We start from the raw sequence: 22,711 nt of genomic DNA on the forward strand, positions 1-22,711 counted from the left end.
CTTATTTACTTTTCGTTTTGGATTTTGTATTTTGCTTTCGAATTCTCCCACGCATTCTCTCATTTTCTTCCCACGTAATATTAAATGATTTAAATTTGAATCTACAGTACACCAATAGCTGGAATTCTGCTGCACCAACGGCTACTGTGTACAGTAAAACAGTACCTATTACATATCCAATAAAAGTATCAATCGCATAATCATTATGAAAATAAATCAAAATAAGTAGGATTAATACGTATATTGAAGTTACTTTCATCATAGTTCCTTTTGTTTTACTAAAAAAGGAAGCGGATCTTTCATTCATACTAAATGCACCTTCACTTGCCTGTTTAAACGTATCAATCGTTGTCACAATATGAACAATTACTGCTCCTATAAATAAGAAACCTACATATACCCATGTAATTCCGTCGATTGTATAATCCGACATTCCAGGAAGAATTAAAGCCGTGAATAATATTGTACCTAATTGAAATGCATATAATAATACGACAATCGTTTGTAACTTTTGAAATTTGAATCTAGCTTTTGGAAATGAATATAGAATTAAAAAAATTATTTGCAAGCTATATAGCACAAGTTCCATTCTAACGATTGTTTTCTCAAAGAAAGTAGTATAATAGTCCCAACTAAAGGTTACTAAAGTACCAATAAGAAAAAACATCATAACTGAAACATATACTATGGTTCCTATCATAAAACCTAAAGCAGCCTCAGGGCTTAAACGGCTGCTACATGTTACTCGAAATCCATCTAAATCTTCTTCTTTTATATTCCACATTCAGTTTTTCACCTTCTATACAGTTTAAATAATTTTCATTCACTAAAATCCCATTACATTCCTAATTTTTTAAGTACATTCATCTTTGTGTAACTAAATTTAGATAATCTTTTATGTATATCCTCACTACATTAATTACCGTACATAATCAGAATGCTTTTGATAGTTCAAATAGCCTTCTTTCTCCTCAAAAGCTCTAAATATTCTTCTCTCTTTCACTTAAGTATATTCCTCATACTCTATTTTTGTTTCCCCCGAAACTGCACTCACTTAGTAAAAACGTTACTGTCATCACAATTGTATCAAGATAATATAGCTCTTTAATTTTATCTTCAGAAAGGTGATAACCTCCCATCAACAATATGCTAGGAGGTTATTACAGTTATTTAAAATTTGTTTTTTATTTTAATGGATTCGATTTTTGCAAATAATAATGTTATTTAATTTGAGCAGCGAATATTAAAAACATACTGCTTAATAACTCGTAATTAAGTCTTCCCCCTCATATCTAGGGTCTTTCTCAACTTTACCATCTTTTGTTTTGATGACTTTTAGTCTACCTAACCACTCTGCTCCGTTATATGTCTCTTCACTTACCCATACATTATGCTTTTTACCATCTACCTCAACTACTAATGTGGGGTGTGTAAACATGAATTCCTTCTCTACATGCCTACCTACAATTTCTGCATTTAATGATGTACCTTCTTCAACTAATTTACTATTTTGATACCCTTCGATAATAGGTAATCCAATAAATACAAAGAATATGAGTCCAAATACGATTACTTTCTTCTTTGTACTCCATTTATTCTTTTCTTTCAATTCCTTCTGTCTCGCTTCTCTTTCTTCGCGTTCATCCAAACTCTCATTTAAAGCGTCTTCCCATGCCTTAATTTCCGCTTCAATTTCTGCTTCAGCTCTTGCTAATTTTTCTAGTTGTTCATCGGTTGCTACCATCTCATATGAGTTATCCCCAACCAAACGAATTTCAGCACCAGTTTCTTTTACTTTTCGCAAGTCTTTTTCTGTACAATTAAACTCTCGAATGATTTCCCCTTGTGTGTTTACCAGTCTAACGTAAATGCTTTTTTTCTCCTTCTTCTTAAACATCTGAACTCCCCCTTATTTGTTTCCTATCATAGATAACCCTATTGCAATTAAGATAAAGAAAACGATAATAAGGAAAGTCTTCTCTTTGCTTACTTGTGTTGGAGAACCTTTCAAGACAGCCCATATAAAAATTGGGAAAAGAAGAATACCTAGGAGAATATCAACCAACTTGTTGCTACTCTTCTTTAATGGTTTTTCTTCTACTATCGGTTTTATCTGAACAGCTTCTTTTCTTATTTGTTTCGGTTTCTTTTTCTTACGTCTATGATTCCCCCAACTTATTCCGCCACATTTTAAACTTAGCTGCAAATTGATCTTCCATTCTTCAAAACAAATCAGCTCCCTTAGAATGATTTATTATTATGAAAAGACTTTTCATAATTCACATAATCTTGCTTCGCTTTCCTCTTTAACTTCATACTGTCACCAGTTACTCTAGGCATTTTTAGTTTCATTACGTTCCCTTATTGTTCCTATCATAAATCCTAAAGCATCCTCAGGACTCCAACGATGTTTACATATCATCCGGAATTTATCTAAATATTCTTCTTTTATATTCCACATCCAAGTTTCCCACCTTTAACTACCTTTACTTAAATCATATAGATTAAAAATAAAAACCTTCTCATTTTAATGAAAAGAGAAGGTTTTCTTGCTGTTATACATTCATGCCATATTCAAAACTTTCCCTCTTGAAATAACGTATTATAGTTAATCTTTTTAATTTTATTTTCACTATTAATTTAGGCATTTTTACTTTTCTTAAAAAACACCACATATGCAAATAATGACGAGATTAAGAGAAATACACCTGCCCCTATACCCTCATATATTTTAAAATAAACAGCAGCAATTATCACAAATATTGAAATTATTATTATTAGAATCATTGTATATTTCACTATAAATTCTAACGCTTTATATATAGATACTATTGTCCTTTCAAAAAAACTTTTCTCTGTTTCCGAAATATTCCGATTTTTATCCAAAATAACACCTTTCTCTCTTTCCAAATTGACTTTCGAATAAATTTTCCCTTTCAAAATAAGAACAAAGCGAACTGCAGAACGTAACTACTCCCCATACAGATTGACCCAACTGAAAAATCTCATGTCGAACTATTCAATTAATTGCATATAGATTTTAGAATAAAAAAACCTCCTCATTCTAACAAGAAGAGAAGGTTTTATTTATGTCATTTCCCCAAACCCTATTCAAAACTATCTCTTTTATGATATTTCCATATTTTAAAAGTCACAAGCTTAAAATATTATTCTTCATTAAATACAGCAATCTTCACTTCAACATACTGTAAAGACTCATCACCGCTAAACACATGATAAATTGGCGAGGCTAAATTCAGATTATTATCCTCCATATACAGAAGCATTTCACCATATACCTGCTCTGTTAATTTTTCATAATCTCCCGTATATCGTCTCATGAGCATCTCATCAACATAATAATAGCTCCTAAATTGAAGTGTTTCTGATGCTGGAATTTTATCTTCATTCACTGGCATGAATAATTCAACGTACATATTTTCATCAGATGGTATATTTTTCAAAGCATAAAACATCGGACCTTTTACTGTTAAATTCGCTGTTGCAATTTCTGACATAAAATGTTCAATTGCTTCTTCCATATCTTCGTAATGAAAATAGTACTCTTTCGAAACAACATTTGTATATGCAATACTTTGTCCTTCAATTATCATTTTATTGTTTCACCTACTTCTATAATAGGAGCATAAATATCTAGCCACATGTCACCGTATACGTCTAAACATACGTGATAAAAACCGTTATCTAATTTAATATGATGCTGTTCTGCAAACTCATGTATTAAATTATAAGCCTCCTCAATATCACCATCTTCATCAGTAAATCGAACACTTAATGCCTCTTCAATAATTAATCCATCAACGTATTCATATGCAGAATTCTCTCCTAATTTAACACGCTCATTTACTGGAACAGAATACGTATATTCACCGTACTCTGGTTCATTTTCCAATGGCTGATATTTAAAAAGAACGGGACCTACTGCATATATTCCATTATGAACAACTTGATTTCTCAGTGCGATAGCAGGTAATAACCAATCTTCTTTTTTTACAATTTGAGTAATACTAATTAAATTTAAAAGTGATAATGCTTTATATTGAATTTTCATAATAACTACTCCTTTTACTATACTTTCTCTTGGCTATATTTTTTATGTTTCTTCAAATTTCACTTACGCTCTCCTTCATATTCCTTCCACATTATAGTAAATGACGAACATTTAAATCTACTATACTCATTTCCTTTACGCCTTACGTTTTGATTTACCTTTTTTATTTTTCTTTTGATATCTTGGAGACTCTCTTTTATGTTGCTCCCACGATATGTTAAATGAAGGGAATTTAAATCTGCAATACGCTAATAGCTGAAATTCAGCTGCACCGATGGCTATCGTATACATTAAAACAGTACCTACCACATACATAACTAAAAAATCAATTGTATAATCATGTTGAAAACACAACAAAATAAGAAGTATTAATACGTATATTGTAGCTCCCTTTATAACATTTCCTTTTGTTTTAGTAAAAAACGAACTGGACCTTTCATCGCTACTAAACGCTCCTTCACTTGCCTGTTTAAATGTATCAATCGTTGACACAATATGAACAATAACTGCCCCTAAAAATAATAGCCCTGTATATATCCTACCATTTGAATTATCAGCCATTTCAGAAACAATCGAAACTGCAAATAATATTGTTCCGAGTTGAAACGCATAAAGTAATATGACTAGTGTTTGTAATTTTTGAAGTTTAAAACACGCTTTCGGAAATAGAAATATAATTAAAAATATAATTTGAATACTAAATAACACAATTTCGGTCTTAACAATTGTTCTATCAAAAAAATTGTTATAGTAATCCAAACCTCCTACAAGAATAACAAACATAAATATCGAAATATAAAATATTGTTCCAAGCATAAATCCCACAGCACTTTCAGGGCTTAAACGTTGTCTACATGTCATTCTAAATTTATCTAATTCTTCCTCTTTTATATTCCACATCATCCTATATGCACCTCTCGTGTAGTCTAATTACCAAAATACAGTTTTAAGTTTTTCTGTTACCTTTCCAGTTACATTTTTAATTCCTTTTTTAGTAATATCAATGATATTGTCCTTACCACCAAGTGCTTTCCATTTGTAATTCAGTCCCGCCGTAGCAACCACTGCAACACCAGCCCCAACCACAGTACCAAGCGGCGGAAGGAAAAACGATCCTGCTACAGCACCAGCTGCCATCGCTCCAGCATTTGCTCCAATATCTACAGCTGAATCTGTTGCTATATCTACTACATCTTTTAACTGCCAACCATCTTTTCTATCATCTACACCTTGCTTAGCGTCTACAACATTACCTCCAACTGACACAACCGCTCCAAAAATACCTGCTCCTTTCAATATCCCTCCTGCTTTACCTAGGCCTTTAAACGATTCTTTCCATTTCATAGGATTAATATCCTTTAAGCCGTCTGCCCAAGCAGCTTTAAATGAACTCAGTCCTTTTTTCCCAATCGCGGTAGGCAATCCTTTGTTCTCCCGATCCATCCGAAAATCTGCGTAATTTTGAAACTCTGGTAATTTATAAATATTTCTGCGTGCCTTTTTTATTTGTTCCTTTGTTGTTTTCAAACCCTCGAATTTAAATTCTAATTTATCCTTTAAATATTTGAATAAAACGTCATCTTTATTATCCATTTTAAGTATTCTTTCTGCTAAAACCATATCTTCTTTCTTAGAAGTCGATAATGTATATGCCCCTTTACCTTTTCGGCCTTTAGGATCAAAAAGGACTTCCAAACCCAATTTCTTTGTAACATAATGCATACGTATGTAGGCATTTAAAGTAGCCTTAGCTCCCTTGTTCCCAATATCAAACTTAGTCATGCCATCTGCCAATCCCTTAATGATATTTCCAATTGATGTGTCAGCTAATAACTTCCCTATTGAAGCGATAGACAAATTCCCATTATTCACTTTTATTTGTTTCATTCCCTCATCTATCTTACGCATTAATTCATCAAACTCTTGCAGGTCACTTTGCTTACTATTATAAGTCTCTAATTTTTCTAATGTATCACTGATTTCTTTTTGGCTTTTTACAGCGCCTTCAGTGATGCTTGATGATGATGGATATTGAATTGCGACGATGTCACTAATCGTACCTACTGTTTTTTTCGCCTCTTCATTAGAGTGGCTAAATCCCTCACTATATCCATTAACTTTTTTCTTTACATCATCCAAATAACTTCCATGAATTTTTGCATCTGCATCGCTATCGACCTGACTGTTAAACTCCTCTACTGCTTTTTGAAATTGACTTTTTAACATTTCCGTTGTAACTGTAAATCCCGTGATAACAGCTCCATGAACTGTAGATAAATGATTCTTAATAGTATCAGCAGCTTTCCCTTGAAAAGAGTTAATTTGTGTAAAGTCCTCTATTTTTTGCTGCAATGTTTCCAAATGTTGATTTAACTCTTCAGCACTTGAATTAAACCGCTCTTGCAGTTCTTTTACTTCTTGTAACTCTATGATTTTGCTCATATTTTCCCCCTCCTATCCCTTTACATAGCACGGTGAGCTGAACTGTCTTTCAAATCTTTTCCAAGCTTTTCATCTTGCTGAACCATTTCTTGTCCTGTTTGCTGAATTCTACTAATATCCTTTTGTAGTATTTGTTCATATTGCTGCACTTTTTTCGATAACTTTTCAATCGCTTCACAATATTTTTTCAGTTTACTTAAATTCGTACGATGTAACTGCATACCATTAAATTTAGTCTTACCTAAATCACTAGCACCACTTTTCAAATCACTTACTTTCGCATCAAATACCCCTTTATTTAATTTAATTTCCCCCATTTATCATTTCCCCGCCTTCTGTACTTCTACTTGAATACTAGCGTCAACCATTGAAACACTTCTACTTAGAGAAAGAATACTAGACTCACATGTAGCGATTTCTCTTTCAAGCCGCCGTATAGCTTGATCGATGTCTTCTTGCACTCTCCCTAGTTCTCCGATAAACTTCCCTAAATTCGAAATGACTTGTTGTTCATATGTTTCTTTAAAAGTAGTTGCTCTTTGCCCTTTCCAACTACTCTCGTTTATTTCTAAGGACTTAAACTGCTCTTGATTTTGTTTAATTGCTTCAAGATTATTTACAAATTTCCCCTTAGCAGTTATTAGCCTTCTTAGTTTCATTTGTAGTTCAGCCAATTGCCCTTGTTGATGACTTATACTACTTAATAAACCAGATTTTTGACTATTTAATTCCTCTATCCCCATGCAAATCCCCCCTTAAATAGTTGGCACTTTAATTCTAGTAGCAAAACGATTTTCAACAAAATACCCTTCAAATGGATTTAATTTTGTACTACTTAAATCTTTATTAGATACATCGAAGACCATTTGGCCTGATGATTTTCTAAGTAAAATAACATGAGATTGCGTTTTTATTGTTTTTGAAACTAAGTCGTATCGACTGTCAATTGAATCAACATCACAGCCAATTACGAAGTGGATGCCCATAAATGCACCATTTGTTATTAATTCCGCTAAACTATATATATCGCTATCTTCTAAATTACTTAAAATATCATTTACATCTGCAATTACGATTACAATCGGCTTAAATTTCTTAATAAATTCTGCCGGGTTCACTGTTTCACTTGATGCTTCCTGCTCCTCTTTAAACGCCGCTTCTCTCGATTTATAAGCGTTTGTAACTTGTTTAATCGTTTTCTCAATTCCTGTTTTTTCAGCTACATATAAAGCAGCGCTCTCTCTATAGTTTGAGAAATTTCGTGTTCTTGTATCAATTAAACCTAGGTCAAAGTGTCCACTGTCTGCTAACTGTTGAAGGAATTGATGAACTACATTTTCAACTTCATCTTTCTTAATTCCCCCTACAACAATATTAGACGCTTCCGTTAAATCTAATTCGAGAGGCGTAACGTTTTCTGTCTCTACACCAAATGTTAGTTTGCCTGCTTCAATAATTTTTCTTGTTTCTGGCCATGCAATGAATTCCTTGTATTCCAGAACTTCAGGTACCATAGGAATTGCTTTCGGTCTTTCTCCATCCCAGAAGGAATCCATCTCTTTTCCTTCAGCTTGTATATTTTCAATTCGAGTAAGGACATCTTCTCCATTTGTCGGTAAAGCTGTTTGGAATATTGTTGGTTCGTCAATTTTAACTAAACCACGGCCTGCTAATTCTTCAATTTTTAACTCTGTTCTTCCTACAATAGCTCTAGATTCTGCCTCATCTATCATATATAGAGCAATTTGTAGTTTAATATTTGTATTTACTTGTACTCTCAATGCATTTTGACGTGTAGCCGTAAGCATTAAATGAATTCCTACTGCTGCCCCTTCACGTACAATTTGTGCAATAATGCGTTCAAAGTCTTCGACAAATCCAGCTTCTCTAACAGCATCATAGTTATCTAACGTAATTAATATTGTTGGTAATACTTCTTTACTAGCTCTCTCATACATTTCAAGACTCGCAACACCATATTTACTTAGCAATTGCTTTCTATCTTTTAATAGGTCTTCTATGCGACGAAGAAATTTCTCGCATTTTTCAACTTGGTCTAATGTAATGATGTCTGCCACATGCGGTAAAGATTTTAATGGCATTAAGCCATTTGTTCCGAAGTCTAATAAATACACATGCAAATGCTCCGGACTATGCTGACGAGCTACATCCATAATGACTGATTGTAAGAATGTTGATTTTCCGTAGCCAGGGCTTGAGAAGACCGCTACGTGTCCGTCTTTACTAATATCTAGTGTTAATGGTGTTTGTGATTGTAATTCAGGCTGATCTAGTAGACCAATTGTTGCTTGTAATGGTTTCTTTTCTTTCGTCCATGCTTCTTTGAACTGAATAGCGTGTAAGTCTTGTAAATATACGCTTTCTGGAAGTGGTGGTAACCACGGTCTTGCTAATGCTTCAATTTCATTTATTTCTGCGTAATCGTGAATGTAGTCAATAACAGCATCCAGTTCAGATGGTACGCTTATTACTTCTTTACTGCTACCAAGTCCACTTAAATCTTCACTTAATATTTCATATTGTCCTAGATCATTTATTGCATAGATTGTTGCGTCTAAATGTTCTTTATCCTCTTTGTTTTCTACATAGTCTGCTCCGCTCCAAGCTGATTGGAATAGTTCATAAATTTCATTATTCCCTACTTGTAAGTAAGCACGTCCTGGTAATGTAATTTCAGCAGCATCTGGTGTTTTTAAAATTTCATTACTATCTGACGTATTTTGAACTTTTAATGCTAGTTTGAATTTCGAGTTACTCCAAATTTGATCATCTACAACACCACTTGGTTTTTGCGTAGCTAATATTAAATGAATTCCGAGTGAACGACCGATACGCGCTGTTGAAACTAACTCTTTCATAAATTCTGGTTGTTCTGACTTCAGTTCCGCGAATTCATCACTAATTAAAAATAGATGTGGCATCGGTTCACTTACTAAGCCTTCTTTATACAGTTTTTGATACTGATTAATATGGTTTACATCATTTTCGCCAAATAATCGTTGTCTTTTTTGTAATTCAGCTTTAATTGATGCGAGCGCTCTCATACTTTGTGCTCCATCTAAGTTCGTAATTGTTCCTAATAAATGTGGTAAGTTTTTGAATAAATTCGCCATACCGCCGCCTTTATAGTCAATGAGTAGAAAGGCTACTTCGTAAGGATGGAAATTGACTGCTAGAGATAAAATATACGATTGTATAATTTCCGATTTACCTGAACCTGTTGTACCTGCTATTAATCCGTGTGGTCCGTGTGCTTTTTCGTGTAAGTTTAAGTTTACGATATCTTCTTTACCACGTAATCCAAGTGGTACAGCTAAAGATTTATGCGCTGCATTTTTCTCCCAACGACTTGTGATATTCAGTTCTTTTACTTTTTCAACGCCGTACATTTCTAAAAATGTTACGCTTTCTGGAATACTATTTTTTAAGTTTTGCAAATGATTTAATGGTGCTAATGCCCGTGAAATATCTTCTAAATTGAACCCTTTCGGTACGTGATTTAGTTTAAATTGACGGTTAACAAGCTCTCCTTGCTCTAAGATGATGTTCCCTTGTTTTGCATCTCTTATATCTATTACCGTTTTCACATGCTCCGGTAAACTTTGCATAACATCTTGTACAAATACAAGTGATACACCTAATTGACTCGGATCATCATTAAAAAATTCCATAACAACATGGTCTAATATTAGTTTTTCATCTGTAATGAGAACGACATAGTGCGGTGCAAAGTACATTTTTTCATTAGTAGAACTTTTTTCATCTAGTTTTAATTTTCGTTCTTTCAATATTTGATACAAACTATTTAACACTTGATCACGGCTACGATCATGGTATACAAATCCACGTACATTTATATCGCGAACACTTCCATGAGGTAACCAGCGCATCCAATCCCATTTTTCTTTTTCTTCTTCCGGAAAAATAGTAATAAACTGCAAGTCATAATAACTATGGAATAAAGCCGTTTGTGCAACTAATAATTGTAATTGCTCTAACACTAAAGAGCGTTGGCCAATATAACCGACTGGTCCATTCATTAAATCTGTTACAACTGGTACATCTTCCAATGATAGATAACGCTGTCTTAGTTCACGTGCTATATCGATTAATTCATCTTTCGTTTGACTAAATTCTTCTTCATTAAATTGAATTTCAAAACTCGTATTAGCTTGTCCTGTTCCAACGCTAAATGTTAAGAAATCATGATGTAACATTGTTTTTTCATAAATTCTAGGATTTACTTGAACTGCCATATTACGTATTACTTCTACATTTGGATTGTGATAATGTAATGCGTGACGCTGTTTTTCACTTTCTGCATGTAAATCTTTCGTTTTTTGTTTTATATACTCTCTATAGCTTTTATCTCGTTCAACAATGTCGACTTTATATTGCTTCAAATTTTTAATATACGATGTGACAGAAACAATGATTGTTACTAATGTCATCGCAATCGATGCGATAATAAACATTCCATATTTCATGAAAATTGCAAGTAATACTGTTACGACAATCATGACAAGTGAAGGTGCAATGATTCTTGCTAAATGCTCCGTTGGTTTTGATGGCATACTTGAAGGCTTTGCAATTGTCATTTTCTCTTCTGGTTCACGGTAAATAATACGTGGTGAACGATGATAGTCTGGATAACCACTTTGATAATTCGTTTCTGATTCTACTAAAATAGGTAACGCAGATTTCACTTTATCTTCTGAAGAAAGTACTTGAATGTCTTCACTACCAATCTCCAATAAAATACCATCAAAATATAATACGTCTCCTGATTCCAACATAACGCTATCTTTTAACTTCGTATAATTATGAAATACATCCCCGCCATACACGTTCACTTTAAAAGAATCGTACAACGTTTCGCGAGATAGCATTAAATCTACACTAGTCCCGGTAATAGAAATATCATCGTAATCGTTTTGACTCACTGTAAGAGAATGTTTCGTTCCAATATCAAACACTTTAGTTGTGCCAACAATAGATATAAAGATTTTCAAGCTCATATCTCTTGTTTTCCCAATCTCAATTTCCTTATTGAATTCTATTAATTGATCCTGTACCATCCAAGCATTTACTTCATTATTCCACTTTAACTCTACTTCTTGTTCTAAACTTGGATTCGTAATATCATTTGTCCACTCTTTTCCAATCGACACTATTGATTGCTCATTTGGATGTAATGTGCACTTATATATTTTGTCTCCATAAGTCAATACTAATAGTTGCTCCATCCGTGTTCACTGCTCCTTTTCAACTGTCTCATCAAGTGCTTACTCTTTTTTCTCTGTGTCCGACAAATTTTTATCGTTTGATGAATTGCCATATTTCTTTTTATATTCATCTAATTGTTGCTCATATGTTTTTAACTTTTGATCACGTTCTTCCCCTGATAAATCTGGATTATTTTTCAGTGATTCAATTTGTTTAACAAGGCCGTACATAATAAGCTGAGGATCATCAAGTGTCTTAGCTAAATCTAATGATTTATCAAAATTACCTTTTCCGTTATACATCCAATACAGCAAATACTTTTCATCACTTTTCAAACTAATGTTTTTCATAATCGATTTCTTTTGAGCTTCACCTAGTTTTTCAGCTGTAATGTATGCAAATGCTAACTCATATTTAGATGCAATCGGTAATGATTCAAACTCCTCTTCATTCAATTGCGTAATGACTTTGTCATAATCAGTTGCTATGAAACTTGCATTTGCTTCTAACAATTTATTTTGATAAGGAAATTTTATAAAAGTGAAATATATTAAAGGAGCAGCTAAAATAACTGTCGCCGCTATGAAGGAAAAAGCTAAGTATTTAAACGATTTATAGCTTTTTTTAGGTACTAACTGCATATTTTTTTCTGTTTTTGTTTGTTCCTTCTCAAAGCTGTCATCAAGAAACTGCAGTAATGCATCTAAGCTTTCCATTTGAGCAACGGTCTGTTCAAATGTTGTTTCTTTTGCATCTTTTAGTAACCCAGCATACAAATCATCAAAGTTATGTTTTTGGGAGAATAAAGCAATAATTAGACACTTATATTGTGTTAAAAATTGCTCTTCTAATAACGGGGTTGGCGGAACAATATCTCGAATTCCTCTATGTATAATACTTGGTATTAAATTAGCATTAAAAACTATATTGTCTGGATGTAAAAAGAACGTGATTCGTTTATTTAAATATTTACGAAACTGCGCAACATTCCGAAGTAGTCTTAATTTCTCATTTCTTCCAAAACGGCTAAGATCGTCCCACTTATATAATTTTTTATCTACTTGATATAGAAACGTAAACATATCATCCGTTTCTTCTATTGTTAATGGTACAAATTCAGATGATTCGCCCGTAATTATATCGAATTGACGGAAGTATTTTATACGTGTTTGAGATTTGGTCATCTCCAATTTCCAATTTTCTTTTTCTATTTGAAATTGATAGTTCATTGCATCAATTTGAATTATTTTTTCCGTCATGTTTATCCTCTTCTCCTTTTCTTTATAACCCGTAATAACTTATTTTCAAATAACTAAAAGTAAAAAATATTCTTTATAAAACTTGCAAAATATCTCCATCTGTTATTTGGTGATCAATTAAACGATCATTATCTGTTAAAACAATTGACTTATTTTTCACTTTAATTACAAAATGTGAACCTTCATGATTATCAATCTTTAGCGTATCTAATAAGTTTTTTAATAAATATTTAATAGATTGATGATTCGGAATACGCAAATCATATGTATTTCCATTCCATTTACTAAAATCTACTGTCACATTGATATGTGTTTGTATTGCCATCGCTTTACCTCCAACTTTTACGAAGAACCGTATAAATACCGATGCAAATAAGTAGAATGCCGCCGCCAAATAATAATATTATTGTTATACTAATTGGCTCTTCATTCATTGTTTCATTACTCGCTACTTCATCTGCACTTTTTCTGACAATGTATTCACTGCTAAACAAACTATTTTTCGTATCTTTAACACTATTATTCTCTTTTGGTTTTGTAAAAAGAGAATCTCGCAAAGCTTCCATATCTTTTTGTTCTTTCTTTTTCTTTTTCTCAATTTCTTCTTCTATATCTTTGTTAAATAACTCAATCGATGCTTTATCTAATTCTGTTTCCTTATGTTCCTTTTTATTTTTTTCTTGGTCGCTTTCTTCAAGTCGATCCACTTTAAACTTAATCTTCCCATCATCACCAAGATAACTGTCAGCCGCGCTCCTTATCGGTAGCGCGACAAACAGTAAAAGGATAGAGAGAAATGATAACTTAGCCACTATGCTCCATTGTTTGATCATTTACTTCTTTTTCCTCCCATTTCTTATGCCATACAAATAGATTACTAACCAATCCAATAATGGCAATTACAAACAATACGACAAAAATAACTTTCCCAGTATCTTTACCACTAATAAAATCATTTAGAAAACTTTCTATATACTGAAGCGGTGAGAATTGACGTATCTTTCCGACAGACGACATTTGATCTACTTTACTTCCAACTGCCTCAGTTAAAAATAGGTACATGCTTAAAAATACTAATAGTATAAACATTCCTACCATTTTTATTTGTCGTAATAAGTAGGTTGAGACCAATACAAACGCCATCATAATAAATGTGATGAACGCAATCCATAGTAAACTTTGATCCTGACCGAACTTTAAAAGACGCCCAGAAATGATACCTATACTAATCCCTTCCACAATTGATATACCGAAAGCTACTACTGTAGTTGGTACATTCATATCAATTAATGAGAATTTCTCTTCAAAATGATCTGATTGCATTCGTTTCTTTTCTTGATTCGCAATTGCGTATGCTGTAAATAATGCAACAATGAAACAAGTTAATACAATTAAGTATGGTGTAAAAGCATTTCCTGCTACAATTACTCCATCATTTTGCTTTTGAACTGGACTAGCTAAAAAGTCATATAGCATCTCATTTTGACGATCTCCAATACGGCTATTCGCTAAAATTTTCGTAAAGTTTTTGGAGAATGATTTATCATCTTCCATTTTCTTCGTAAAGTCATTTAATAATAGATCAGCTTTTGAAACAATTGTCGTTCCGCTGTCTTGAATTTCTTTTGCTTGTCCATTAATTTGATCAAATGTTTTATATACATCGTCTGAAGTTGCTAAACTATGCTTCGAACTTTCGACCAATGACTGACTTTGCATCATTAATGATTTAATACCAGAATCTAACGATAAAATAGCTGTTTGCTCACCAGCATGATTTGTTGTTAATACTTGCTGCTCTTCAACTAGCTTTAAGCTATTCTCACGCCATTTCGCTAAACCTTTTAAATACTCTCCTAAATTTTCATTCATACTAGTTGCTTGTTGCGTCGTTCCATTTAATTTCTCCGCTAGTAGCATAGAATTTTGATCCGCACTAGTAATAGATTGTTGATAAGAGTTTATTTTTTGTTTTAAACCTGACATATCTTGCTTTATTTCTGTAGTAATACTTGATGAAACAAGATTTGAAATTAAATCAATTAAACTTTGTTTATTTAATACGTAGTACAAAGATTGATCCGTCGCAATTGCATCTAAACTTCCCTCTTCTAACTTAGGACCTACATCTTTCGTTCTTAAATCAATCCCATAATACATTTCGTAAAGGCTCATTAAACCTTGATAACTTTCGACTGTATCTACTGCTTCTTTTATTAATACATTGGATGTATTTTCTGTTAATTTTTCTGTTTTTTGATGTATAACTTTATTCGTTGTACTTTCAATAGTCTTTGAGTTACCACCTTGATTTTGGTTTCCCTCGTTACCGGTTCCGGTTCCACCTTCTTGGTTTCCTCCGTTACCTGTTCCAGATCCGCCTTCTTGGTTTCCTCCGTTACCTGTTCCAGATCCGCCTTCTTGGTTTCCTCCATTACCTGTTCCAGATCCACCTTCTTGGTTTCCTCCATTACCTGTTCCAGATCCACCTTCTTGGTTTCCTCCGTTACCTGTTCCAGATCCACCTTCTTGGTTTCCTCCATTACCTGTTCCAGATCCACCTTCTTGGTTTCCTCCATTACCTGTTCCAGATCCACCTTCTTGGTTTCCTCCATTACCTGTTCCAGATCCACCTTCTTGGTTTCCTCCATTACCTGTTCCAGATCCACCTTCTTGGTTTCCTCCATTACCTGTTCCAGATCCACCTTCTTGGTTTCCTCCATTACCTGTTCCAGATCCACCCTCTTGGCTTCCTCCGTTATTCCCTGTTGTATTTTCCATTTTTTTGATAATAGGCGTTTTAGCATTGTGTACTAACGGCATTATGCCATACTGTGATTTATGAACCACATTTTCCACCTTGCTATTTTCCGTTTGTGTTCCTTTATCTTCTTTGTTAGGTTTTTCTTTTTCAGGACTAGTTTCTTTTTTATGAGTCCCACTCAATTCCCACTGCCACATTACAGGAGAGAAAACATCTATATTGATGTTTGGATCTTTTAACTTCACATTCAGATTAATTTTTATATCCCCTTCATTACGAGGAGGTATAGTGATTTCTCCGTTTTTCTCCAGAAACATACTTGTGTAATCCACATCATCAATCTTCAAAGCTTCTGTACTTCCATATAGTTCAAACTCTTCCGGAATACTTATCTTCAAAATTTGCGGAGATTCCATTTTAATTACTTTCGCAGTATCACTAAATGTAATTCCCTCTGTATAAAGTCTATCCTTTACTTCTTTAATAGCGTTTCCTAAAGATATTTTATTTACAGGATCATAATAAAAATTATTTTCTTTATTATATTTTTTTGTAAATTGAATTACATTTTGCAGTTGTAATTTCGTTGTATCTGGCAAATCACTTTGACCGATTTCTTCCATGTTTAAACTAGGTAATTTCGCAATTAAATTCTCGATTTGTTTCTTTATTCGAGCATCTGGTTGTTTCATTAATGTATTTATAAAGATTTCTTGCTTTCCATCATTCGACATAGATTGCTTTAACTTCTTAATTACCGTCTCTTGAATATCACTTTCTAACTTTCCTGCAAGTTCTGTATCATATTCAGATACTTGTTTTTTTACATCTGCTAAATATTTTTGAATCGCTGCAGCATCAGTTAAAATATTCGGTTCTTTCTCTGAAAACGTAAATTGATTTGAAATAATTTTATTAGCGGATTCCAATGCACTTAATTGCTTTAAAGCATCGCCTGTATTCATATCATTCATATATTGATTGAATTGATTTGTGAAATTATTCGCTAACAAATTGTTATCAGTTTGCATTTTTTGAAAGTTATTAAAACCATCTAAGTACGTACTGTTAGATTTATTCCCTTCATCTAACGCTTGACCGAAACCTTTTAAAACATCCTGAAATCCTTTGAAACTATTAACAGAAACACCTGTATAATCTTGTACTGTTTTAAATTGATTTGTGTAATTTGCTAACGGACTATGTATATCTTTTTTATACATAGTTGTTTGAACGTTTCCTTTTTCAATTATTTTACCTATATTATCTTGTGCACCTTGTAGCTTACCGATAATACTCGCAAAATAAACGTCGATTATTTGCTTATTGAAATCTTCTAAAATAACAGAAGCTGTATTTTCTGCCTCAGCTTTCAAATCCTTATTCCCAGTTGCATTTACTTTGTAGTTTAACGTTAATTTCTCTGGAATCTCTGAATCAATCGCAACTGCCTTCCTAGAAAAATCATTTGGAATAACAATCATCATATTGTAATTATTATTTTTCAATCCATTTTCTGCTACCCCGCGGCTAACTACGTACCATTCTTGTTTCGTATTTTTATTTACATTTTTAACAAATTGATCTCCAAACGCTATTTTATTGCCCTCAAATACAGTGCCCTGATCTTCATTTACCAACGCAACTGTCATTTTTGGTGTAGTATTCTCATTAGCTTTCTTAACATTTTGATTTAATGCTAAATAGGAGACCCCTGTTGATAGTACAAGAGCTAAAATAATAAACAACAAGATGCTCCATTTGAACTTTTTCACTACTTATCACTCCTGCGACTGCGAGTCTATCTAATGAAAGACTTCGTATCTTACTCTAGTTTTAAAGTAATTTAGCCATACAACGTATGGTTGCATGGCTAAATTATATATTTCTTTTTATCTGTCTTATTGTAGACCGAAATTACGAGAAAGATCTTCGTCATGTCTAGCAACAGCTTCTGCAGTTTTATTAAGCTGCATATTAATTTCTTGTAATAGCTGTGCGAAGTTTTGTACTTTTGGCTTTAATTGATTGAACTGTTGGTCAAAACCTTCGAAAGCACGACCTTCCCATTCTCCTCTTAATTCATTTTGTAAGTTTTGTAGTTGACGTAAAATGTCCTCAATTTGATTTGCACCTTGTCCATATCGAGTCGCTTTCGATTTAAGCTCCTCTGGTGACATACGAATTTGTCCTGCCATTATTAAATCCCCCTTAAAATTAAAAAATAGTAAAATTAACCAATAATCAATTCTACAAATTGATTATATCAATAATTTAAAAATTTCTAAACAAAAAAATGATATTTTTCCAAAATTTCTCTTTTACTATAATAACGATATATTGTATAATACTAATTTATTTGTTTTTAAGCACACTCTATAAATCTACTATAAAATAAAGGCAAACCATCTATTTTATACTTATTCGCTTTAAATTCCAGCGATAAAGTAGCCACTAAATCATTATTTTCTCTTCTCTCATTCAGACTATTCTACTCACTTCAAAGTCATAATTACCTGCCTTTCAACAAACCCAAACTCTTCGTACATCTCTTTTGCAAAATTCCCAGCAAATACATTCAACCGAATTTCTGAATACTTCTCCTTTAATTCCTTAATACCAGCTTCCATCAGTTCTCGCGATAATCCTCTCCCGCGATATTCTGGGAAAACGTACAATTCATATATAAATCCAAGTTTTTCACGAGAAAAATAGTCTGTATTTTCCCCTATTAATATCCATCCCATTACTTTATTTTTTTCTTTAACGATTAAATAGTATGCTCCTTTTTCTACAATCGGCTTTGTAATCTCAATTGCTTTCTCGGTACTTAATTGACAATTCCCTCTCGTCCCTTCAAAAAGCGATTGAGCCGAATATTTTAATATTTCATTGGTATCTTCTTGATTCGCCTTAACAATCATTTTTCACAACTCCCCTTGAATAATAGGCATTACTATCGCTTGTTCAAGATTCTCCGCTTCCATAACAATTGCTGTTAATCCGTGTTCTGTACTTGTTTCATGGAGCTCTCCCTTTTCCCAAAACACAGCTTGTCCCGCCTCTATCTTTATCTTTTCTTTATTTACCCCACATACATATCCAGCTCCTTCCACAATAAGAAGCAGTTGAGATACAACTGCTTCATGATTACCGATGATTCCATTCTCGTGTAAATGCATAGCACCAATATGTATATTTCCTCGATGGTTTACTATTTTCGACATGATGAAATTAGATTGAAATACTGATAGGTGCTTTCCTACTTTTTCACTAAAATCAAAAATTTTCATTACTAGTTCTCCTTATACGTATAAAACCATCCTTACTGTCTGCATCATATGTCCTTCAAAGTCTTCTTCAAATTGCTCTAATTCAGCAAAACCTTTCGCTTCATAAAAGCGTTTTCCTTTTTCATTTGCTGCTTCTACATGTATGTACAATTTCCGTATCCCATTTAATGCTTTAATTCCTTTTTGTAATAAAGCACTTCCGATCCCTTTTCCTTGCTGATCTGGTAACAAATAAATCGCACCTAATTCCGCTTCATTTTGTAGTCTAACAGGTGAAAAGTTCGCAAACCCTATTACTTCTCCTTCTTCTTCCGCAACGAATAAATGCGTATTTTTAAGACGATATTTCATTTTTTCATCAGAATATGCCTCGTCTAAAAAACTGTCTTGAATTTCTCTTGGAATAATGCCTTCATATGTATCATGCCAAGCTATTTTTGCTACTGATTGTACAGCATGAATATCTTCTTGCTTCATTTCTCTAATTATATATGTCATCTCGATGTCTCCATTCTCTTTAAATTATATTCTGCTAATATACTAGAAGAAATGGCAGAACCATTTTCATAATTCACCTTAATTAATTTTAATTTCTCAATTGAAGCTGTTACAAAATCAAATTTCTCATAAATATATTCCATTACACTTAAAAACTGCTTTGTATGTAATCTATTTGCAATTGTACAATGCGGTACCCATTTTCCCGGTACGTAATATGAATTTGGGTTGTCATGAAAAGTTTTAAAATAATCATGATAAGAATGATGAAGTTTTAACAATTCATTGGTAACAGTCGGCGCTAGAAAGACCGTTCCATTAGTAGGAAAAATTCCAACAGAAGGAAAAGTTACTGCATCCATATTTTCTTGAATAGCTACAAACTCCCCTAGTTTCTCAGTATACAAATGAACATCTAACTCATTATAATCAGCTAACGTAATATGAGGTTCTACTCCAGCTAGTTGATTTGTTCCAATTACATTTGTTAATTCATTTTGCAGTTCTGTAATTTTATTAGTAAACACACGATCAAATGTAGCAATAATAGCGTACAATCTTTCTCACCCCTTCGTTACACATAGCGCTTCCCATTCTTCACGAATCATGCCCATTCGAATAGAATCATAGTATGTTCCGTTATAATAACGACACTTTCGCATTCTACCTTCTAAGCTCATTCCTATTTTCTCCGCTACTTTCATCATTCGTTCATTGCCAGACCAAGTCGTGATTCCTACTCTACCAATCTCCATTTTTTCAAATAGCAAATCTCTATATAATGTCAATGTTTCTGTACCGTATCCACCATTCCAGTATGTTGGGTCATAAATCACAAGCCCCATCTCTAACCAACGCGTCGGTTTGTATTCCCAATAAAACCCAACTGTCCCAATGATTTGACCGTTATTTTCTATAATTAAATTGGATAGCGGTTCTTCTTTTAAACGAGTTTGCATCTTTTCCTTATAGGATGAGTATTCTTGCATTGAAAACGGAAAATACGGTGCATCCCATTTTTTCCATTCTGGATTTTCTTCTTTAAACACGAGATTCCATAATGTTTTTATATCTGATTCTTCAATTGTACGAATTGTAACTTTCTTCCCCTTTAATACAACGTTTTGCATAATTCCCTCCTGCATTCCTCTTTATTTCATATATAATTATAATATTTTTTCTGAAAAATCAAAACAAATATCATTTATTATATTGTATAATTTTGTTATAAGGTACCAATTATTGATTTAGAAAGCTGGTGATTCAATGAATAAACGATTTAGTATTGCTTTATTTCTTACTATTATTATGACAAATATTATTCTCTATTTCTTCTTACCATTAAGTATTGTTACGAAATGGGACTTTAATGGAACGCCTACATCAACAATGGATAAAAGCACTTTTGTAATCGTAAATATAATTATATGTTCCTTCTTATTCTTTGTATTTTTAGCTTTATCTAAAGCAGCGAGTAACCAGAAATTTCTCCATTGGATCGGCAACACAATGTTACTATTCTTATTTTTTGTCAATATTGTCATCGCCCTCATCGCTCTTGGCTTTTCACTTCCTCTTGATCATTTCATATTTTTAGCATTAGGGCTTTTATTTATATTAATAGGTTATTTCAGTTCCAAAATTGATACGACTAAATCAACCGTTTCATTAGAATGGAATGATAAGTACCTTGAAAAAAGAGCTTCAAATATTAGTAGTATTTCAATGATGATAGCAGGTATTTTTTTAGCGATACTTCCTTTTATCGTTTCTGCTCCCTATAGAGGTTATGCTATACTAGCAATTCTTTTAGGAATGACGCTTATCATTCTGCCAAGTACGATTTATTTACTTATTAAAGACAGCAAGCAATCTACTCCTTTAAAAAAATAGGAGGTTATATCCCTCCTATTTCAGCTTAATGTTTTATTTTTCACTTTTTCTATCTCAACTAAAATCCCTTTCTCTATCCAACCCTCTACGCCATCTTTTTTAATTAAATCATATCCTGAACAGCTATCATCAATGAGAGAAACGATATCTCCCTTCCTAACGCTTATTTGCGCACAAGAAATATCGGTTTTCACTGTATATTCACCTGACTTAAGTTGTTTCATATATTCATTTTTTACAGTGAGCACATTATTCGTTTCCTTTTGTTTACATACGGTGTAATCTTGCATCTTCTCGATAGGCTCTATGTAATAATACGGATATGTCACTCCGCCCTGCATTTCTGAATTCGCATTAAAATCCGCTATTACTTCGTAATCTGGAAAATAGTCTACATATGTATAAGAAAACGTATCGCCCGTTTGTTTCCTCTGAATAATAAATACGTTTAATTGCCCTGCTTCTTTAATTGCATTTCCTCCATCAATTGCAATAATTTTTTTCTCCTTATCAATAACTGGATTATTAGACGGTGCTTCTTCAGAATAGTTCACGACAGGCCAATGACCGACTATTACATACTTATTTGCTTTATGTGATTGATTGAAAAACTCCGGCATTGCTATCGCATTTTTGCGCTCAGTTTCTTTCCAATCTACTCTATCTTCTAGACCGGCATGCACAAAAATATAATCTTCTGTTTCAATCGCTGTTGGCAACTCTGTTAGCCAATATAGTTCTTGTGAAAATTCACTTAACAATGCTTCTTTCACTTCACGAATTGAAGTGCCCTCATGAACTGAAAAACCCAATTGCTCTAGCCATTCATTAAAAATTGAATGCTTCCTCGTACATAAATAATTAATAAGACCAGGATTTTCATTTAGAAGAGCATCAACTAAAACTTCACAATTCCCTTCAACAACGTGAACCTTTGAATTGTTCTTTACAAGATTCATAACGTAGTTTACTACGCCTACGCTATCTCGTCCTTTCTCGCAAAGATCTCCATTAATAATTAAATAATCTTCATCTTTAAAGTTAACTTTATGTAGTGCTTCTTTTAAAAGATTTAATTCTCCATGAATATCCGATATGACGATAACTCTAGCATCATTAGGGATTGATAGTTTCTTTATTTTTTTCAAGTATAAGCGCTCCAATCATTCTCTTTATTAAATTAAAACTATTCGACAAAATACACTATATAACCTTTTCAAATACATATACCATAACTTACAAC

The 22,711-nt window shown here is 33.0% G+C and carries 23 protein-coding genes; 1 reads left to right on the plus strand and 22 read right to left on the minus strand.

Features of this window, described 5'->3' with window-relative positions:
* Position 1: 1 nt before the first annotated feature.
* The 21 genes from D1166_RS06340 to D1166_RS06440 all read right to left on the minus strand — a co-directional run bounded on the left by D1166_RS06340 (position 2) and on the right by D1166_RS06440 (position 20,705).
* On the minus strand, positions 2-784 hold the full coding sequence (locus D1166_RS06340; RefSeq protein WP_097856338.1) for a hypothetical protein: 783 nt from the start codon (positions 782-784) through the stop codon (positions 2-4).
* A 474-nt stretch (positions 785-1,258) separates the two neighbouring features.
* Positions 1,259-1,897: a hypothetical protein gene (locus D1166_RS06345; protein WP_097856337.1), complete on the minus strand. Its 639-nt coding sequence runs from the start codon at positions 1,895-1,897 to the stop codon at positions 1,259-1,261.
* Positions 1,898-1,909: 12 nt separating this feature from the next.
* On the minus strand, positions 1,910-2,206 hold the full coding sequence (locus tag D1166_RS06350; protein ID WP_170953989.1) for a hypothetical protein: 297 nt from the start codon (positions 2,204-2,206) through the stop codon (positions 1,910-1,912).
* A gap of 434 nt (positions 2,207-2,640) precedes the next feature.
* Positions 2,641-2,886 carry a hypothetical protein gene (locus D1166_RS32140; RefSeq protein WP_097856355.1) on the minus strand — a complete coding sequence of 82 codons (246 nt, stop codon included), beginning with the start codon at positions 2,884-2,886 and terminating at the stop codon, positions 2,641-2,643.
* A gap of 281 nt (positions 2,887-3,167) precedes the next feature.
* Positions 3,168-3,614: a DUF5085 family protein gene (locus tag D1166_RS06360; protein ID WP_097856336.1), complete on the minus strand. Its 447-nt coding sequence runs from the start codon at positions 3,612-3,614 to the stop codon at positions 3,168-3,170.
* A complete protein-coding gene (locus D1166_RS06365) occupies positions 3,611-4,072 on the minus strand; it encodes a DUF5085 family protein (protein ID WP_000701784.1) in 462 nt (153 codons plus the stop codon). Before D1166_RS06365 ends, D1166_RS06360 begins: the two co-directional genes overlap by 4 nt.
* Positions 4,073-4,207: 135 nt before the next feature.
* The gene (locus tag D1166_RS06370) at positions 4,208-4,972 is read right to left on the minus strand and encodes a hypothetical protein (RefSeq protein ID WP_025921922.1); all 765 of its coding nucleotides are present in this window, start codon (positions 4,970-4,972) and stop codon (positions 4,208-4,210) included.
* A 30-nt stretch (positions 4,973-5,002) separates the two neighbouring features.
* Positions 5,003-6,514 (minus strand): T7SS effector LXG polymorphic toxin, encoded by a 1,512-nt coding sequence (locus D1166_RS06375; RefSeq protein WP_097856335.1) that lies wholly within the window; start codon positions 6,512-6,514, stop codon positions 5,003-5,005.
* Positions 6,515-6,534: 20 nt separating this feature from the next.
* Positions 6,535-6,831 (minus strand): TIGR04197 family type VII secretion effector, encoded by a 297-nt coding sequence (locus tag D1166_RS06380; protein WP_000503886.1) that lies wholly within the window; start codon positions 6,829-6,831, stop codon positions 6,535-6,537.
* 3 nt (positions 6,832-6,834) lie between these two features.
* Complete coding sequence (locus D1166_RS06385) at positions 6,835-7,257, minus strand: YwqH-like family protein (RefSeq protein ID WP_000510565.1); 423 nt, start codon at positions 7,255-7,257, stop codon at positions 6,835-6,837.
* Positions 7,258-7,269: 12 nt separating this feature from the next.
* Positions 7,270-11,781 carry a type VII secretion protein EssC gene (essC, locus tag D1166_RS06390; RefSeq protein ID WP_097856334.1) on the minus strand — a complete coding sequence of 1,504 codons (4,512 nt, stop codon included), beginning with the start codon at positions 11,779-11,781 and terminating at the stop codon, positions 7,270-7,272.
* Between the two features lie 39 nt (positions 11,782-11,820).
* Positions 11,821-13,020 carry a type VII secretion protein EssB gene (gene essB / locus D1166_RS06395; protein WP_097856333.1) on the minus strand — a complete coding sequence of 400 codons (1,200 nt, stop codon included), beginning with the start codon at positions 13,018-13,020 and terminating at the stop codon, positions 11,821-11,823.
* Between the two features lie 73 nt (positions 13,021-13,093).
* Complete coding sequence (locus D1166_RS06400; RefSeq protein WP_001007571.1) at positions 13,094-13,345, minus strand: EsaB/YukD family protein; 252 nt, start codon at positions 13,343-13,345, stop codon at positions 13,094-13,096.
* A gap of 4 nt (positions 13,346-13,349) precedes the next feature.
* Positions 13,350-13,853, minus strand: coding sequence for a type VII secretion protein EssA (gene essA, locus D1166_RS06405; protein ID WP_000595655.1), 504 nt, complete (start codon positions 13,851-13,853; stop codon positions 13,350-13,352).
* Positions 13,825-17,559, minus strand: a complete 3,735-nt coding sequence (esaA, locus tag D1166_RS06410) for a type VII secretion protein EsaA (protein ID WP_118043258.1) — start codon at positions 17,557-17,559, stop codon at positions 13,825-13,827. Before esaA ends, essA begins: the two co-directional genes overlap by 29 nt.
* A gap of 126 nt (positions 17,560-17,685) precedes the next feature.
* On the minus strand, positions 17,686-17,982 hold the full coding sequence (locus D1166_RS06415; protein WP_000918601.1) for a WXG100 family type VII secretion target: 297 nt from the start codon (positions 17,980-17,982) through the stop codon (positions 17,686-17,688).
* A gap of 297 nt (positions 17,983-18,279) precedes the next feature.
* On the minus strand, positions 18,280-18,708 hold the full coding sequence (locus D1166_RS06420) for a GNAT family N-acetyltransferase (protein ID WP_000635650.1): 429 nt from the start codon (positions 18,706-18,708) through the stop codon (positions 18,280-18,282).
* Between the two features lie 3 nt (positions 18,709-18,711).
* The gene (locus D1166_RS06425; RefSeq protein ID WP_000688082.1) at positions 18,712-19,077 is read right to left on the minus strand and encodes a cupin domain-containing protein; all 366 of its coding nucleotides are present in this window, start codon (positions 19,075-19,077) and stop codon (positions 18,712-18,714) included.
* A 12-nt stretch (positions 19,078-19,089) separates the two neighbouring features.
* A complete protein-coding gene (locus D1166_RS06430; RefSeq protein WP_000221048.1) occupies positions 19,090-19,575 on the minus strand; it encodes a GNAT family N-acetyltransferase in 486 nt (161 codons plus the stop codon).
* Positions 19,572-20,132, minus strand: a complete 561-nt coding sequence (locus D1166_RS06435) for a 2'-5' RNA ligase family protein (RefSeq protein ID WP_000270892.1) — start codon at positions 20,130-20,132, stop codon at positions 19,572-19,574. Before D1166_RS06435 ends, D1166_RS06430 begins: the two co-directional genes overlap by 4 nt.
* Before the next feature lie 6 nt (positions 20,133-20,138).
* Positions 20,139-20,705, minus strand: coding sequence for a GNAT family N-acetyltransferase (locus tag D1166_RS06440; RefSeq protein WP_001181860.1), 567 nt, complete (start codon positions 20,703-20,705; stop codon positions 20,139-20,141).
* Between the two features lie 136 nt (positions 20,706-20,841).
* On the opposite strand from D1166_RS06440, the gene D1166_RS06445 reads away from it, so the two are divergent.
* The gene (locus D1166_RS06445) at positions 20,842-21,468 is read left to right on the plus strand and encodes a DUF1648 domain-containing protein (RefSeq protein WP_001042100.1); all 627 of its coding nucleotides are present in this window, start codon (positions 20,842-20,844) and stop codon (positions 21,466-21,468) included.
* Between the two features lie 20 nt (positions 21,469-21,488).
* Here D1166_RS06445 and D1166_RS06450 read toward each other — a convergent pair whose 3' ends face one another.
* The gene (locus D1166_RS06450) at positions 21,489-22,616 is read right to left on the minus strand and encodes a metallophosphoesterase (RefSeq protein WP_000721384.1); all 1,128 of its coding nucleotides are present in this window, start codon (positions 22,614-22,616) and stop codon (positions 21,489-21,491) included.
* Between the last annotated feature and the right edge of the window lie 95 nt (positions 22,617-22,711).

This window comes from Bacillus sp. ISO11 (assembly GCF_003458115.1).
Taxonomy (GTDB): domain Bacteria; phylum Bacillota; class Bacilli; order Bacillales; family Bacillaceae_G; genus Bacillus_A; species Bacillus_A cereus.